Source organism: Micromonospora trifolii (genome assembly GCF_050516465.1).
In the GTDB taxonomy this organism is placed as follows: domain Bacteria; phylum Actinomycetota; class Actinomycetes; order Mycobacteriales; family Micromonosporaceae; genus Micromonospora; species Micromonospora trifolii.
This window is the reverse complement of record NZ_CP191526.1, coordinates 2,545,565-2,561,078: the sequence shown is the minus strand read 5'-3', so window position 1 is coordinate 2,561,078 and position 15,514 is coordinate 2,545,565. Positions and strand designations below refer to the sequence as shown.

Here is a 15,514-nt window from a genome sequence, read left to right as displayed (position 1 = left end):
CCTTCGTCGTTGCTGAGCTGCCACTGATCATTCAGGCCAGGATCGGGCAGTGCGCGGGCGCGGGCCGGGGCGGACGAGGGTTGCCCGGGGCTGGCAGCCTCGACCACGTGAGCGATCTTCTGACGCAACTTCCGGCTCTCCTCGGCGTCCTGGTTGGCACCCTGGGCACGATCCTCGCCACCTCCCTCGCCGACCGCGCCCGGTGGCGGCGAAGCCAGAGCGTCCGCTGGGACGAGCGGCGGCTCGACGCGTACGTCGACTACGCGCACGCCCTCAAGGAGAGTCACGCGGTGGCGCTGCGACTGACGGCCGAGCACCGGCCGGGATCGCGGAGCCACCCCATCGACCGCGAGGAGGGGCTGGTCCGGCTGGCTGAGGCGGACGCTCGGCGCACCATCGTCTGGGAGAACCTGCTGCTGCTCGGCGACGAGCCGACGGTCGTCGCCGCCGCCAGCTGGCGGGACGCGATCTGGCAGGTCGAACGACTCGCCAGGGGGATCGTCGAGCCGCCGTCGGACGTGGCGGGGATGTTGACCCGCGTCGACGAGGCCCGCGACGGGTACTACCGGGCCGCCCGGCACAGTCTCGGGGTGCGCGGGGGGTCGGTGGAGCAGTCCGCGACGCTGCGGCAGGCGTTGGTCGACCGGTCCACCGCGATGCCGGAGGCGTCCGCCACCTGAGTGCGGCGGTGCCGAGGGCCCGATGCGGGCGGGGTGTCCTGGCGGGCGTGGGTCGACCACAATCGTGCGGTGCGGCGTCGCGGGTGGAAGTGGGGATCGCTGGGCGTCGTGGCCGCGCTGGCTGCGGGCGGCACGGCGTGGGTGTGGCTGCGGTACGACTTCGAGAAGGTCAACTGGACCTGGGGCGTCGTCGCCGGGGTCATCGCCGTCTACGTCCTGCTGGATCAGCTCTTTCGCACCAGAACGGCGGGTCTCGCCGAGGCGGCCGCCCACCGGCGCGCCGCCGCCGACGAACTCGTGGAGCTGATCCGACGCGACCCGACCGACGAGGCGCTGTTGCGTACCGTCGACGAGCCGTACCCGCTGCCGGTGCGGTGGCGCACCGCTCCCGACCGGTTCCTCCCCTCCTGGCGGGCCATCGGCCGATCCAGCGCCGCCGTCCCGGTGGACCTAGCCGGTGGCGACGGGACACTGTGGAGCTGCTACCGGCGCGTGCCCTCCGGGCGGCTGCTGTTGTTGGGGCCGGCCGGCTCCGGCAAGTCGATCCTCGCGCTGCGGATGGCTCGGGAGTTGCCCGTGCACCGCGAGCCGGACACCCCGGTACCGGCGTTGGTCCCCGCCGACTCCTGGGATCCCGATCGGGAGGGCTTCCACGACTGGCTGGTCGACCGGATCGCTCGGCGCTACCCGCAGCTCGCGGCCGGTCACCCGCGCCGCGACGCCGTGCTGCGCGACCTCATCGAAACCGACCTGGTGGTGCCAGTCCTCGATGGACTGGACGAGGTGCCCGAGGACCGGCTGATCGCCTGCCTCGACGAACTCAACGCCCTGCCGACCCAGCGTTTCGTTCTCACCTGCCGGACCTCGGTCTACGAGCGCTACCTGACCCAGGGGGAGAAGCTGCGCGGCGCCGCCGTGGTCATGCTCGAACCGCCGGCGCCCGCCGAGGTCGCCGACTACCTGGTGGACGCGGCCCCGCTGCACCAGGTCGACAACTGGACCTCCGTCGCCACCACCCTCGGGGACGCCCCGCACCTGACGGCGGCCCTCTCCACCCCGTTGATGGTGGCGATGGCCCGCAGCGCCTTCGACCAGCCGGGCACCGATCCCCGGGACCTCGTGCCCCTGGCTCGCGAGCGCGGCCAACGCTCCGTCGAGGACGACCTGCTGACCAGGGCGGTGGACGCCGCGCTGCGGTCCCGCCGCGGTTCCCAGGGGCTACGGCGCTGGGAACCCGAAACCGCCCGGCGCTACCTGGCCTTCCTCGCCGCGCACCTGGAGTCGCTCGACGTCCGGGAGTTCCGCTGGTGGCAGCTGGCGAACGCGCAGCCCGGCCCGTTCTGGGCGCTCGTCGCCGGTGCGCGTACCGCGGTGGCGGTGTGGCTGACGCTGACCCTCTCCGCGGACGCCCTCACGGCCACGGCGGACCTGGTCACCCACCCGCCGACCCGGAATCTCCTCGACGCGCTGGTCCGCGAGACGAACGCCCTGGCGATCACGGCCTTCCTGCTGGCCTCGGTCGTGGCGCTGGTTCGCGGCTCAGGTCGGGCCGGTCGAGAACGACCGCGCCGGGTGGCGTTCGTCGGGGGGCTCCAGGCGTTCCGCGTCGGGCTGCCCGGTGCGCTGTTCGTCGGGGCTTTCACGGCACCGCTCACGTTTGGCTTCCTCACGGCCTATGCGCCCACTCCGCAACTGGTTGCGCTGCTGGATCGCGTGCCGGGGCTGCCACCGTGGCCCGACCCGGTTCGGGCCGCCGTCGTGGTCGGTGTGTTGGGTTGGGCGTACGGGGCGGTCCTGGCCGGACTGCGGGTGGACGTCGCCGCGCCCGCCGCCGAACTCGGTGCGACCAGCGTGGTCGAGACCCTGGAAGCCGACCGCGCCGCCAGCGTCGCGTCCGCGCTGGCCAGCGCCGCCACCGGCGTTCTCCGGCTGCTCCTCGTCATCGCGGCGCTGCGTCTTACCGGGGTGCTGTCCGCCGTACCGCCGCTGCCGGCGCTGGTCTGGGCCGGGGTGGGGCTCGGGCTGGGCTGGTGGCTGCACCGGCGCGGGGGCGGGGCGTGGATGCGCTTCGCCCTCACCCGCGCCGCCCTCGCCCTCCGTGGCCGTACACCGCACCGACTGCTCGCCTTCCTGGCGTACGCCGAGACCGTCGGCCTGCTGCGTGACGGCGCAGGGGCCTACCGGTTTCGGCACGGCCGCCTGCAGAGCCGTCTCGCCGGCGGGTCGGTCAGCGCGCGACGGGGGAGCCGGCTGCGTGAGGAGTTCGGTGTCGAGCTTGCCCGCGCCGGCTACTGGCCGGAGGCGCTGGGCGTCTTCGCCGACGTCACGCAGACACGGGCCGCCAGCATCGGGCACGCCGACGACCTCACCGTGGCGGCGCTGCGCCGGGCGCTGCTGGCCGGGGCGGCTGCGGGCGAGTGGACCGGGCTGGCGAGCCTGCTGGCGCTCATCCCACCACCCACCGAGCCGACGCCGTTGGCGACGCAGCGGCAGCGGCTCGCCCGGCTGATCGCGGACGACGCGCCGGTGACACAACTGCTCGTCGCGGCCGAGGAGCTGAGCCAGGCGGCCAACGGCGTCACACCGGAGTCTGCTTCCGCGACCCGCCCGGCCGCTCCTGGAGTGCAGGAGTTCCTGGCCGTCCTGCATCACCTGAGCGGGGACGAGGAAGCCGCGCGCACCCGCCTGGACCTGTTACGTACGGCTGCCAGCCAGGACGTCGGCGAGCCGGCACCCATCGGTGCGGGGCTACTCGCCGGGTTGCTCGTCGACGACGGTGAACCCGCCATGGCCCTGGTCGTCTGCCACCAGGAACTGCTCCTCGCCGATCAACCGCCCGACCGTGTCGACGTGCTGCTCCTCGCCGAGACGTGGCGCTGGTCGGTCGAGGTGATGCGACGCGACACCGACGAACAGGCCGAACTGCGCCGCCGCATCCGAGCGGTGCTGGCCGGGCGGCGAGAGCACCCACGGCGGATCGAGCTGGGCCGACGCGAGCTGGCCGAGCTGGGCCTCCAGCTGTGTCACGCCGTGATCGAGCACCAGACGTTGGGTCCACTCGCGGTCGCGGCGTCCCGACGCCTGGTCGCCGTCCTCACCGAGCCGGCCATCGTGGTGCAGACCGTCAACCGCAGCGCCCCCATGTGGCATGGCGGCTGACGCGGACTGACAGGTATCGGACACTGTCGACGGCCGTGCAGGCGGTTTGTCGGACGCTGCCGCGACACTGAGGCTTCCTCGAGCGGGGAGGCGCGTCGTGCCGTATGTCAGGTCACACACCAGGAAGGGCGGCGCGCGGGTTCGGGCGCACTACCGAAGGCGGCGCACCGGCAGCGTTCGGCGCCGATCGACGCTCCGCCGCGTCGCCGGTGGCGGCAGATCGGTAAACGGTTTCGTTCTGGCGCTGTGTGCCGTCGTCGGCTTCCTGCTCCTCCGCATGGTCATCGACTTTGTGCAGCGGCACCCATACTGGTCCGCTCTCCTGGTGAGTCTCCTCGTCGTGGGAGCAGCCGCGGTCGGCCTTTTCATCTCGAAGCAGCGTGCCCGCGAGCGGGCCGACCAAGCCCAGCGGGACAGGCTGATCGCGGTGACCGACACGATGAGCGGGCCCGAGTTCGAGCAGTGGTTCGCCCGAATCCTGGTCGCGTCCGGTTTTCGGAACGTGACGGTGTGCGGCGGCCCCGGTGACCGGGGAGCCGACGTCCTGGCGGTCGCCCCCGACGGCCGACGCGTCGTGGTGCAGTGCAAGCGGCAGAGCCCCAGCAACCGGGTGGGCAGTGCCGCGATCCAACGGTTCGCCGGCACCTGCCGGGTCATCCACGGTGGCGAGATCTGCATGCTCGTGACGAACAGCTTCTTCACCGCGGGCGACGGCATCCAAATAGCAGGGCAGCTCAACATCACTCTCGTCGACCGCAAGGCACTGGAGATGTGGGCCTGGACGGGAAGGCCAGCGCTCGGGTCCATCGCGGGAGGCGGACGGCATTGATGGGCCCGGAAACGGTCAAGGCACATCTCACACTGCGCTTGACCCGATCGCGCACCTCCGACAGCTTGGCGAGCTGCGTGACGCAGGCATTCTGACTGAAGCCGAATCTACTACCGAGAAGGCGGAAATCCCCCCGGCTCTGATTGCGCAGGTGGGTCCCCGATGGTTCGGCACTCTGCCCCTAGGACCTCTGCACGACTCGCTGTCTGCCGCGGATGGGCCGGTGTTGCTGCACGACGTGGCGGTGCTGGCGCGCGGTACCGGGCGATGGAGCGGCTGCACGAGCTGGCTGACGCGGCGGGCGGTGGGGCAGGGGACGTCTGGCTACTCTGCCCGATGGAGGTCCCGGCGCTGCTGCCCAAGCTGGACGGTGTGGTGGTGCGGGTGGGCGACAACGAGTGGATCGCGCTACCGGACGCCTGGGTTGTCAACGCCCACCGGAGTTCGGTCATCGCCTGATCCACGAGGCTCGTCAGACGCCCGCATGGCCACTCAGCGGGACAGCGCATCTAGGACGTGGATCACGGCACCGTATACGTCCTCCGGGTGTTGGGCTGTAGTAGCAACTTTTTCCAGCCGCATAACGGCAGCTTGGACCAGTGGGTCAGTGACTGCTGTTCCAAGATCATTTAGCCGGCTCGCGTCACTGCGTAGCTGTATGAGTGCACCCTCGAAGGCCCCGGTTGGCGGCGGCTCGTTGACGACCAAGTCCCCTTGCCAGAACGGAGAGGAATGCGTGCCCCACAATCCCGGCGAACCGCGAGTGTCCGGAAGTCGCCCGCCGTCAAGTGCCGGTACCGAAGATCTTTCAACACTTTGGAATGAAAGGGCCTGCTGCACGATCGACCTTGCTACCGGAACGGAGCGCACAACGGGCATGCGGAAAATGCTTTGCAAGAAGGCGCAGAGGACTTCCAACACGTAGAGGCGATATTCGACTTGGCGTGGCAAGAGTGGTCTGCGCCGTACGACATATCGGCTTCCGAGGGCGACGGCGACGGCCGTGCCATATCCGGCTGCGACCGTATAGATACCATGGACGCCAACATTGTCGAGAAGATAAGAAACAGTTCCGCCGATTGCCGCGGCGCTGGAGAACTCGATGGCGCGGGTCGCCTCTGTTTCTACACCCCGTCGCTCAAGAGCAAGTGCCTGTTCCTCGTGCTTCCTAATCTCCTCCCTCAGCCAGAGGCGCGCTAGTTCGAGGTCCCGATCGCGTGATCGACTAACCTCAAGCCGTTGCAGGAATATCTCCGACACCGCTAGCCCGAGCTGCTTGGCGTCCAATGGTTGTAATGTGTCAGCATCGAGGACTTCGAACAGATCTTGCCCTTCCTCGGACATCGCGGCTTTTCGGACCCAATGGGATATCCTGGACTTGACATCGATGGCTGATATGCCAAACCTAGGAAACCTGCCGTATATGAGGTCCTCCGATTTGGCGCTGCCCTTCGAGAATAGACCAGCAGGTGCGCTCTCTCCTGGCACACGCGTCCTCAGCATGATCAGCCAGAGTTCGCTAGCTGCCAGTTGGGCTTGCCGCGACTCGTGGGCGTGCGGATACATCGCTGTCTGGAGAGACTCCTCCATCAGGGTCTTGACGATTTGACGCCTGGACTTTCGCCAACGGAGGAAGCGGATCGATCGCCAGATCATGCTCGGTGCCCGTGTCGGCATCATGGAGGGGTCGAAGTCCACTGAACTCCTATGGCTATCGTGGTCCTCGGTTGCACGTCATGGTGCGGGCAATGTAAATTGCGCGGTTCTTTCTGCCGCAAGCTAGTGTTCAGTCTCTGGAGCCCGCCAGGGAAGTGTCGTATAGCTTACCGCAGTGGGTTCGGCACGTTGGCCCGTCGCGGTTGCTTCCACACCCCTGTAAGCCTTGATGCGAGCCGGGTCGTCGTCGCCTGCCTGCACGACAAGGGCTAATGCGCACCTTTTGTGCGCTTTAGCCGCCCGAATGGCTCGTCATTGAATGAGATGAGGCCGGCGAGCTGGACGTAAACCTCGCGCTTGGCGGTCGCGTCACCGCGGCGGTTGATGACGTAGCCGGTCAACCAGATCCAGCCGTGGTACGTCGGCTGGTCGGGCGCTCAGACGGCGCGGAAGGTCAGCGCGCGGTCACCGGCGAACTGCACCGAGGCTAGGCCGTCGATGACGAGCAGGTCGCCAGGGGAGGGGCGCGCGGTCACCAGTGGCCGGAGAACTTGCCGATCCGGCTCAACGGAACGACGACGCCTCCATTCGGCTACGGCCAGATTTGGACCGCACGGTCGTGCATCAGGTCATGTCAGGCGCGGCCGACCGAATCTGCCTGCCCGACGTGTCCGACAAGGCGCTTGCCGGTCTCAAGTTCAGTGCCGCTCTGCCGGCATGGCTCGCCGTCGCCACCCTGGCCTCCCGACCGGCGGACAGTCCGGCGGCCCGAGCCAGTGCAGATGACCTACCTTTCTTGAACCTGACCGACTGGTGCTCGGTGATTGCCCCACTAGTAGGGCGTCCGTCCTGGCGCCCCCACGTGGCGCGGCGGCAGGTTCGTGTTCAGGGCGGATGCCCATTCGACGGAGATCCCTGGCGGATCGTCGCGGTAGCGCCGCCCGTTGTCGGGAGCCGAACCACACGTGCCCATGCAAGCCTTTACTTTCATGAACTTCGATGTCCCGGCTTCGGTTCGGCGCGGCACCGTTGTGCACCGTGGACATTTATCTGGAGGAGGCTTCATGCGCGGACGCAGATGGGCGACCCTGGTGACGGCGGTGGCGCTGGCGCTGGGCGGATTGGTCGGGTTCAGCGCCGCTCCGGCTGCGGCAGATCCGCCGGGCGGCACGCTGCGCAACGTCTACTCCGACGGTCAGTTCTGCAACAGCTACGGCAGTGAGGGTGTTCGGACCGGCCTCTGGAGTCGGTACTACTGCGAGTACCGCCAGTACGGCCCCAACGCCCCCGGCTTCTACTTCCTCTGGACCTTCACCTCCTAGCGCTTACCTGCTCGGACGGGCGCTCTCCGACCCGATTGGCCGCCGCCGGGTCGACCAGACCGGCGGCGGTCATCCGCCATCGGTAGATGGCTACGCAGCTGATCCGTCGACTCTCCTAGTGAGCTTCATCTTCGCGGAGGCGACCGCGGTGGGTCTCGTCGTGTCAGAGCAGCGTGCCCGCGAGCGGGCCGAACAAGCCAAGCGGGGCAGGCTGATCGCAGTGACCACCACGATTGCGCAGGTGGGTCTCCGATGGTTCGGCGCGCTGTTCCCAGGATCTGTGCTGCGTACCCTCGTGGCAGTGACCACACCCGGCGGGCGGCCGAGGCGTTCGACGAACGGCGACTGATGTTGCTCGCCGCAGTGGCCTCGGAGCGGGCCGCCTCCACCGCGCGGTTGGAGCTCTACCCGGGCAACCTCGACCCGGTGCGGGCGCTGCGACTGGCCAGGCCGGCGTGGTGCCGCCGGCGAGCGCGTCTGATGGTCGGCGGGGCCTGACCCCGACGCACGTCGCGGATCGAGTCACCGCGCGCTTCCCCAAACTGGACCCGCTGCCAGGTCACCCTCAAACTGGACCGGCTGCGTGCACGGCCGATTTCCCGACAGCGTCCGCAGTCCCAACGGCGTACCGTCCCGGCAAGCATGGGGAGGAGTCGGATGAGTTTCCTGCAGCAGGCAGAGCAGTCGCCGGACACCGAGCGGATGTTCGATACCGACACGCAGGCGATGGGCTATCTGCCCAACTACACCAGGCTGTTCGCCCACAACCCGGCGGTGTACCTGGCATGGCAGCAGCTCAACGGCGCGGTGAAGGCCGGGATGGAGCTGCGCCGCTATGAGTTGGCGACCCTCGCCGCAGCCCGGGCCCTGAAATCCTCCTACTGCGGCCTGGCACATGGAAAGGTCCTACGCGACAAGTTCTTCGACGCGCCGACCGTCGCCGCCATCGCGTCAGACCACGGCAGCGCCGGTCTCTCCGAGCAGGAGGTCGCAGTCGTCAACTTCGCCGGAAAGGCCGCGGCCGATGCGAACTCCGTCACCGAGGCCGACGTCGCGGGCCTGCGCGGCCACGGTCTCGATGACACGGATATTTTCCACGTGATCCTCGCCGTTGGCGCCAGATGCTTTTTCAGCACCGTCCTCAGCACTGCCGGGGCTGAGCCCGATCCGCAGTACAACGAGAGCCTGGATGTGGATCTGCGGCAGGCGCTGAGCTTCGGCGGTTAGACCCAGACCGGGGACGTCCGCCAGCACGCTCTCGTGCCGCTGATGGGTGACACGGCGCTGTGGTTGCTCCGGCAGCCGCCAGTCATGGCCGCTTCGCGGATGCTCAACGCCTGGGTGCGGCGGGCCCGTTCCCGTTCGAAGCCAGTACCAGGCCGAGGTCATCGGCCGAGCCTGGCGGGCGGCGGAGCCGTTGTTCGTCGACGAGGCGTCCGTCTGGACCGGCGGGGAATCACTCGGGGGTCGGCGGGGCCGGGGCAGGGGTGGGCGGGGCGGGGGACCTACTCGGGGGGACTCGGGGCGTCGGTGGCGACTCTGGTGAGGGGTTGGCGTGACGGTGGAGGAGTTCGGCGATCCATCGTGCGGCTTCTCGTTGCGCGGTGAGCATGTGGTCGCGGGCGTCGGCCAGGTCGTGGTCGTCCGAGTGATCATCCAGGATCGTCGCCCACTGGCGGCTGAGTTCCTCGGCGTACCGGGCCTTCCGGATCTGCTCGTCGAACTGATATTCCAGCTTGACGAGGCGGTCGACGTGCGGCTGGAGCGCCGGCATGATCCGCTCGTCGAGTCGTACGGCGGCGTCGGGGCGGCAGGTAAGTGTGATGTCGCCCCGTTGGTAGTGCCACAGGGGATCCTCGGCGAGCGTCCGCAGCAACGCCACCTCCAGGTCACCGGCCCGGTGCGGGGGCAGGTCCCGGGCGGCGTCGGCGGCGAGCCGGGTCAGCCGCTGGATCGCGTTCGGTTGGAAGTACTGCACGTACCAGCTCAGCACCTCGGACCGCAGGCTGGCCGGTGACGACCAGGCGAACGTGGCGCGGATGTAGAACGAGTAGACGTATCCGCGTGCCGGGACCGCGATCAGTCGGGCTGCGTCGCGTTGTTCGACGAGTGGACCGGACGGTGACGGCGCGGCAGCGGAGCCGACGGGCGCCTCGTCCTGGAGTGCGGCGACCAGCCGATCCCAGCTTCGCGCCCACCACCGCCAGCCGCGCACACTGGCGTCGCGGGCGATGGTCAACCCGCGTACGCCCCGGTGCCGCCACTGGTCCGCGGGCCTCGGCCTCCCGTCGGGGGCGTCCGTCATGGCACCCCTCCACGGTCACGGATCCGCGTTTCACGCTAACAACCGGTGGCCGATATGCCTGCCGCCACGCCGTCACTGAGCAGGCCGCATATCGACACGAACCAGACCATGCGTCGTCGACGGCGGGACGGCCGAGCCGGTACGACATCGCGACGTCGCCTGGTGATCGTCCGGGCGTCGCGTGGCGGTCAGCCGCGGACGACATCCTGCCCGGGTGCGCACACTGCCGACCGTCGTCGCGTACCGGCTGCTCGGGGGAGTCGGTGCCACGCTGTTGTCCTGCGCCGGCCTGGCCGCCGGTGCGCTCCCGGTCGGCGCGCACGCCGCCTGGTGGAGCGCGCTGCGGCAGCTCGCGGGGCCGGGTCTGCTCTGCGGGTACGCCGGCCTGACCCTGCTCGTCGCCGCCTGGTGGTGGGCGGGCCGGCACCCGCACGGGGCCGACGAGGTCGTCGACCGGCGCTCCGCCGCGCTCACCCTGCTCTGCTGGGCGGGGCCGTTGCTGGTGGCGCCGCCGCTGTTCAGCCGGGACGCGTACAGCTACCTGGCGCAGGGCGCGATGGTTCTCGCCGACATCGACGTCTACCGGCACGGGGTGGCCCAGTTGGGCGGCGCGTTGGCCGGTGAGGTGCCGCAGATGTGGCAGCAGACGCCCGCGCCGTACGGGCCGGTGTTCCTCGCGGTGGCGGCCATGGTCAGTGGAGTGACTGGCGGCAAGTTGGTACTCGGCGTGCTTGGTCTGCGCCTGGTGGCGCTGGCCGGGGTGGCGCTGCTGGTGGCGTACCTGCCCCGGTTGGCCCGGCACTGTGGTGTCGACCCGGCCGCCGCGCTCTGGCTGGGCGTGCTCAACCCACTCGTACCGCTGCACCTCATCGCGGGCGCGCACAACGAGGCGGTGATGCTGGGGCTGCTGGTGGCCGGGCTGAGTCTCGCCTTCGAGCACCGCTACGGCGCGGCCACCGTGCTGGTCACCCTCGCCGCGCTGGTCAAGGTGCCGGCGGTGGTCGGGCTGCTGGTGGTCGTGTCGCTCGCCGCGCGCCACCGCGGGCTGCCGACCTCGGTGGCCCGCACCGCCGGGTTCGCGCTGGTCACCGCGGCCGTGGTCACCTGGGCCACCGGCATCGGGTACGGGTGGGTCGGCGCGCTCGGCACCCCGATGTACCGCCACAGTTGGTCGATCTCCAGTGCGCTGGGTCGGGTGGCGTTGCGCGGGGCCGGGCGGTTCGGTCTGCACCTGGGTGACGCCCCGATGCGGCTCTGCCTGGCGTTGGGCGTGGCCGCCGTACTGGCCGTGGCGGTGGGCGCGTGGTGGCATCGGCGGCGGCTCGGCCCGGCGTACGCGCTGGGGTTGGTGCTGGTGGCGGCGGCGCTGCTCGGCCCGGCGACCCGGCCCTGGTACGCGCTGTGGGGTCTGGTGCTGATCGCGGCGGCGGCGCACGGGCGGGCCCGGCCGGCGGCGGCGCTGGGCGCGGTGGTGCTCGCGTTCGTGGCGCTGCCCAGTGGCTTCGGACCGGACGCGGCGCAGGCGGTGCTGGCCGCCGCCGGGGTGCTGGTGGGGTTGGTCGCGGTCGGTTCGCTGCGCCTGCTGGTGCCGTCCGCCCCGGTGGAGGTGGCCCGATGAACGCGGGTCGGCGGCAGGTGGTGACGGTGCTCGCTCTGGTCGCCGTGCTCGCGGTGGCGATCGCGGTGCTGCCCGGGCATCGGGGCTGGTTCGACGTCGGTGTCTACCACGGAGCGGTCGGGCACTGGGTAAGCGGCGGCGACCTGTACGAGTGGACCACCGCCAACGGGTACGGCTTCACCTATCCGCCGTTCGCCGCGGTGACCATGCTGCCGATGGCGGCGCTGGCCTGGTACCCGACGATCGCGGCGAACCTGCTGCTCACCGCGTTGGCCGTCGCGTTCCTGCTGCACCTGCTTGTGGACCCGTTGGCCCGGCGGCACGGGTGGACCCGCTGGTACGCGCTCACGTTGGCCTGCTGTCTGCTGGCCGGGCTCAACCCGGTGCGGGACACGGTCAGCTTCGGGCAGGTCAACCTGTTGCTGGTGGCGCTGGTCTATCTGGACCTGTGGTTGCTGGAGCGGGGCAGTCGACTGGCGGGCGTGGGGATGGGGTTGGCCGCCGCCGTCAAGCTCACCCCGGCGATCTTCATCGGGTATCTGCTGGTCACCGGGCGTTGGCGGGCCGCGGCCACGGCCATCGGCACCGCCGTCGGCGCGACAGTGGTCGCGGCGGCGTTCGCGCCGCAGGCCAGCCGCACGTTCTTCACCGAGGCGCTGTGGGACACCGACCGGGTCGGTGAGTTGGCGTACGTGTCGAACCAGTCGCTGCTCGGCCTGGTAGCCCGGCTCGATCCGGCGCACCCGGACCGGCGGCTGTGGATGTTTCTGGTCGTCGCCGTGCTGGCGGTGTGGGCGGTACGGGTACGCCGGGCCGTGCGCGACGGCGACGAACGGGCCGGCTTCGCGCTGACCGGCGTCGCCGCGTGCCTGGTCAGCCCGGTCACCTGGGTGCATCACCTGGTGTGGTTGGTGCCAGCGCTGGTGGTGCTCGCCGCGTCCACGCTGCCGTGGCCGCCGATCGACGCGACGGCCCGTCGTCGGGCGTGGGTCGGTGCCGCCGGCTACGTCGTGCTGTGCAGTGGGCTGGTCTGGGTCTTCGCCAACGGGTCCGACGGGCCGTGGGGGCTCGTGGGCGCCAACGCGTACGTCTGGGTCAGCATCGGCATGCTCGCGCTGCTCCCGATCGGGCGTGCCGAGACAGACGATCATTCGGGGTTCACCCAGCATTGTGGAGCAGTTGGGGTGCCGAGGGGTGTTGTCGCCGACCGGCAGCGGTGAGACTGGGTCCGATCCGACAATCACTCGGATCGATGGATCGGATGGTCTGGAGGCAGCCTGTGTCCACCCTCGTGTCCCCGCTGGCCACGCTCGGCGCGATCCGCCGGCGTACCACCACCCTCGCCCTGCTCCTCGCCATGGTCGCCGCCGCGCTGGTCGGCCCATCCATGGTCTCGCCCCGGTTGACCGACCCGGCCTCGGCGGCGGTCTACAGCTCCTGCACCATGAGCCGCTGCGCGGACGCCCGCACCGCCCGCTCGGGCTGGTCCGCCAAGGGGTTCCCGACCAGCCGTGGCTGGTACTCCTGGAGCGGTGGGAAGTCCAACTTCGCCGGCGGCCAGTTCTACAACTACGAGGGTCAACTGCCCACCAACGCCACCTACTACGAGTACGACGTCTACCCGCGCACCCAGGGCGCCGCCCGGGACGCGTACCGGATCGTGGTGAACCGCAGCACCGGCGTCACCTGGTTCTCGCCCAACCACTACACCGACTTCTACCGGCTCTGACCGACCGGGGGGCCGGCCGGTCGGGCTCGGTCGGCCCCGCCGCGGCGTCGTCGTTCCGGTCAGATGTCGCCCCGGTCAGATCAGGAGGAACGTGATGGTCGACGAGGACGCGGGTCGGATGCCCGATTGGCTGATCGTCTGCCGCGACGGTGCCCTCGACGTGCCCGGCGCGGTGGTGTTGGCCGGAGCGACGACGCGGACCAGGGCCGGGTTGTTCGCCGCGCTCGCTGCCGCGCTGGCCCTGCCGGCGTACCTGGGGGACACCTGGGACGCCCTCTCCGACGTGCTCCGGGACCGGCTCGACGCCGGCCCGCTCACCCTGCTGATCACCGACGCCGGCCAGCTGCTCGTCGACGAGCCGACCGATCGGTACGGTCTGCTGCTCACCGTGCTCGGCAACCTCGCCGCCAGCGCCCCGAACCCCCTCTGCCTCGTCCTGAACGAAGCCGCACTCTCCTGACCGGTGATCGGGCCGCCGTCAGCGCCAGTGTGGACGGAATCTCCCCTGGCTGGAGCACCTTGTGCGGGCCGGCAGGTCCGGGTCCGTGCTCCCGTACCCCTGATCGACGCGCCCGAGGTGGGGAGATCGGCTGTGCGGGTGGCACCCGCACCGCCGATCATCCGGGTCAGTGCGTCGCGGGCGGGATGCTCTGCTCGTACTGGAAGACGTTGTGCGGGTCGTACTTCGCCTTGATCTTGCGCAGTCGGGGGAAGTTGTGACCCCAATAGGCCTTCTCCCACTCGGCCATGCCGATGTTCGGCACGTTGACGTAGGCGCCGTCCACGTAGGGCCGCAGCGCCTGGCTGAACTCGGCGATCCAGGTCTGCGCGATTGGGGTCACGACGTCGTCGCTGTCGGGTTCGCCGCGGGTGCCCCAGCCGACGCCGGGCTCCGAGTAGAAGAGCGCGTCGCGGTGCGGGAAGGCCGCGCCACCGAACGGCTCCTGCCGTTGCGCCCCGCGGCCGAAGGCCTGGGTGAAGAAGTTGCTGTCGGGCGAGGGCGACTTCTCCATGAACGCCTGGATCACGCTGACCGCCTTCTGCGGGAACGGCTCGCGGGTGAACTGGGAGAAGAACTTCCATTTCGCTGGCTCGTCCTCGTTCGGGATCTGGAAGCCGGCGTAGACGTCGCCCCAGCCGCCGATCTGCACGGTGACCGTGGGGTTGCCGATCGACAGGATCGGCGCCAGCAGCTTCCTGGCCTCTGCCTCGGACCCCTCGGCGAGCACCGCGAACAGCAGGATCTCATCCGGGTGGACCTCGACCTGGCTGCCGAGCCGGGGATCGGTGAAGGGTGCGACACGCTGCCAGGCGTCGAAGACCTCGTGCAGGTCCCCGAGACCGGGCCAGGTCACCTGAAGGTAGGCGACGCTGGTGAGCGGAGCGACCTTGTAGGTCAGGGAGGTGACGATCCCGAAGTTGCCGTTGCCCGCTCCGCGCAGCGCCCAGAGCAGGTCCGAGTAGTTCCACGGGTCCACCTCGAGCACCTTCGCGCCGTCGGCGCCCGCCGCCACGACGATCTCCGCGCCGATCAGGTTGTCGCAGGCCATCCCGAGGTAGCGGGTGAGGAAGCCGAAGCCACCGCCGAGGGTGGCCCCGGAGAGGCCCACGGTCCCCTCCGTGCCCGTCGTCGCCGCGAGGTCGTGCTCCCCGAGGGCGGTCACCGCCTCCGACTGGTTGAGCCCCGCGCCGAGCTTGGCCGTGCGGGTGGCGGTGTCGATGTGGACGGCCTTCAGCTCGCTGACGTCGATCACGATGCCGTTGTCGACGTTCGACCAGCCTTCCAGGTTGTGCCGGCCACTGCGGACCCGCAGCGCGACGTTGTGCTGGCGCGCCCAGGTGAGCGCGTTGACCACGTCCTGGGTTTCCTGGGCGAAGACGATGACCAGCGGATAGTGCACGAACAGCTCGTCCCAGCCGAGGCTGGCCTCCGCGTAGTCGGGGCTCTGCGGGCGGACGATCCGGCCGGTCAGCCGTGCCGGCGGGAACTTCGTGTCGGAGGGCCACCCGGGACCGTCGGCCGCGATGGCCGAGCTGCCGGTGATCACGCTCGGGACAGCGACCGCTCCGGCGCCGACGGCCGTGGCCCTGAGCAGATCACGACGGGAAAGGTCGCGCATGGTCCGAATCCTCTCGATTGGTGACACGCCGGGAAATCGAACCGAGAGGGAGTTTTCCTCTCATCTGGCGCAAACCAACCGTAATGCCCGAGGCTT

15 protein-coding genes and 1 pseudogene are annotated in these 15,514 nt (G+C 70.0%); 12 read left to right on the top strand and 4 right to left on the bottom strand.

What is annotated here, in order from left to right; translation table 11 throughout:
* Positions 1 to 107 precede the first annotated feature (107 nt).
* The 4 genes from ACQRWP_RS11925 to ACQRWP_RS11910 all read left to right on the top strand — a co-directional run bounded on the left by ACQRWP_RS11925 (position 108) and on the right by ACQRWP_RS11910 (position 5,127).
* Positions 108 to 680: a hypothetical protein gene (locus ACQRWP_RS11925; RefSeq protein WP_430502293.1), complete on the top strand. Its 573-nt coding sequence runs from the start codon at positions 108 to 110 to the stop codon at positions 678 to 680.
* Positions 681 to 749: 69 nt separating this feature from the next.
* Complete coding sequence (locus tag ACQRWP_RS11920) at positions 750 to 3,839, top strand: NACHT domain-containing protein (RefSeq protein ID WP_430502292.1); 3,090 nt, start codon at positions 750 to 752, stop codon at positions 3,837 to 3,839.
* Positions 3,840 to 4,164: 325 nt separating this feature from the next.
* The gene (locus ACQRWP_RS11915) at positions 4,165 to 4,668 is read left to right on the top strand and encodes a restriction endonuclease (protein ID WP_430502291.1); all 504 of its coding nucleotides are present in this window, start codon (positions 4,165 to 4,167) and stop codon (positions 4,666 to 4,668) included.
* Positions 4,669 to 4,935: 267 nt separating this feature from the next.
* Positions 4,936 to 5,127 (top strand): hypothetical protein, encoded by a 192-nt coding sequence (locus ACQRWP_RS11910; RefSeq protein ID WP_430502290.1) that lies wholly within the window; start codon positions 4,936 to 4,938, stop codon positions 5,125 to 5,127.
* 33 nt (positions 5,128 to 5,160) lie between these two features.
* Here ACQRWP_RS11910 and ACQRWP_RS11905 read toward each other — a convergent pair whose 3' ends face one another.
* A complete protein-coding gene (locus ACQRWP_RS11905; protein ID WP_430502289.1) occupies positions 5,161 to 6,258 on the bottom strand; it encodes a hypothetical protein in 1,098 nt (365 codons plus the stop codon).
* Between the two features lie 335 nt (positions 6,259 to 6,593).
* Positions 6,594 to 6,806, bottom strand: a pseudogene (locus ACQRWP_RS11900) (hypothetical protein).
* A 582-nt stretch (positions 6,807 to 7,388) separates the two neighbouring features.
* Between ACQRWP_RS11900 and ACQRWP_RS11895 the strand changes: the two are divergent.
* The 4 genes from ACQRWP_RS11895 (at position 7,389) to ACQRWP_RS11880 (ending at position 8,873) form a co-directional block, all read left to right on the top strand.
* A complete protein-coding gene (locus ACQRWP_RS11895; protein WP_112727174.1) occupies positions 7,389 to 7,646 on the top strand; it encodes a hypothetical protein in 258 nt (85 codons plus the stop codon).
* A gap of 118 nt (positions 7,647 to 7,764) precedes the next feature.
* Entirely contained in the window at positions 7,765 to 7,995 is a 231-nt protein-coding gene (locus ACQRWP_RS11890; protein WP_430502288.1) for a hypothetical protein, read from the top strand.
* Positions 7,995 to 8,144, top strand: a complete 150-nt coding sequence (locus tag ACQRWP_RS11885) for a hypothetical protein (protein WP_430502287.1) — start codon at positions 7,995 to 7,997, stop codon at positions 8,142 to 8,144. Before ACQRWP_RS11890 ends, ACQRWP_RS11885 begins: the two co-directional genes overlap by 1 nt.
* A gap of 159 nt (positions 8,145 to 8,303) precedes the next feature.
* Positions 8,304 to 8,873: a peroxidase gene (locus ACQRWP_RS11880; RefSeq protein ID WP_430502286.1), complete on the top strand. Its 570-nt coding sequence runs from the start codon at positions 8,304 to 8,306 to the stop codon at positions 8,871 to 8,873.
* Positions 8,874 to 9,102: 229 nt separating this feature from the next.
* On the opposite strand, the gene ACQRWP_RS11875 is transcribed toward ACQRWP_RS11880, so the two are convergent.
* Positions 9,103 to 9,951 (bottom strand): hypothetical protein, encoded by an 849-nt coding sequence (locus ACQRWP_RS11875; RefSeq protein ID WP_430502285.1) that lies wholly within the window; start codon positions 9,949 to 9,951, stop codon positions 9,103 to 9,105.
* Positions 9,952 to 10,165: 214 nt separating this feature from the next.
* Here ACQRWP_RS11875 and mptB point away from each other — a divergent pair, with 214 nt between their 5' ends.
* The 4 genes from mptB to ACQRWP_RS11855 all read left to right on the top strand — a co-directional run bounded on the left by mptB (position 10,166) and on the right by ACQRWP_RS11855 (position 13,758).
* Positions 10,166 to 11,569: a polyprenol phosphomannose-dependent alpha 1,6 mannosyltransferase MptB gene (gene mptB / locus ACQRWP_RS11870; RefSeq protein WP_430502284.1), complete on the top strand. Its 1,404-nt coding sequence runs from the start codon at positions 10,166 to 10,168 to the stop codon at positions 11,567 to 11,569.
* Complete coding sequence (locus ACQRWP_RS11865; protein ID WP_430502283.1) at positions 11,566 to 12,789, top strand: glycosyltransferase 87 family protein; 1,224 nt, start codon at positions 11,566 to 11,568, stop codon at positions 12,787 to 12,789. Before mptB ends, ACQRWP_RS11865 begins: the two co-directional genes overlap by 4 nt.
* A gap of 59 nt (positions 12,790 to 12,848) precedes the next feature.
* Positions 12,849 to 13,298: a ribonuclease domain-containing protein gene (locus ACQRWP_RS11860; RefSeq protein WP_430502282.1), complete on the top strand. Its 450-nt coding sequence runs from the start codon at positions 12,849 to 12,851 to the stop codon at positions 13,296 to 13,298.
* Positions 13,299 to 13,392: 94 nt separating this feature from the next.
* Entirely contained in the window at positions 13,393 to 13,758 is a 366-nt protein-coding gene (locus tag ACQRWP_RS11855; protein ID WP_430502281.1) for a barstar family protein, read from the top strand.
* A 166-nt stretch (positions 13,759 to 13,924) separates the two neighbouring features.
* On the opposite strand, the gene ACQRWP_RS11850 is transcribed toward ACQRWP_RS11855, so the two are convergent.
* Positions 13,925 to 15,418: an FAD-binding oxidoreductase gene (locus ACQRWP_RS11850; RefSeq protein ID WP_430502280.1), complete on the bottom strand. Its 1,494-nt coding sequence runs from the start codon at positions 15,416 to 15,418 to the stop codon at positions 13,925 to 13,927.
* Positions 15,419 to 15,514 lie beyond the last annotated feature (96 nt).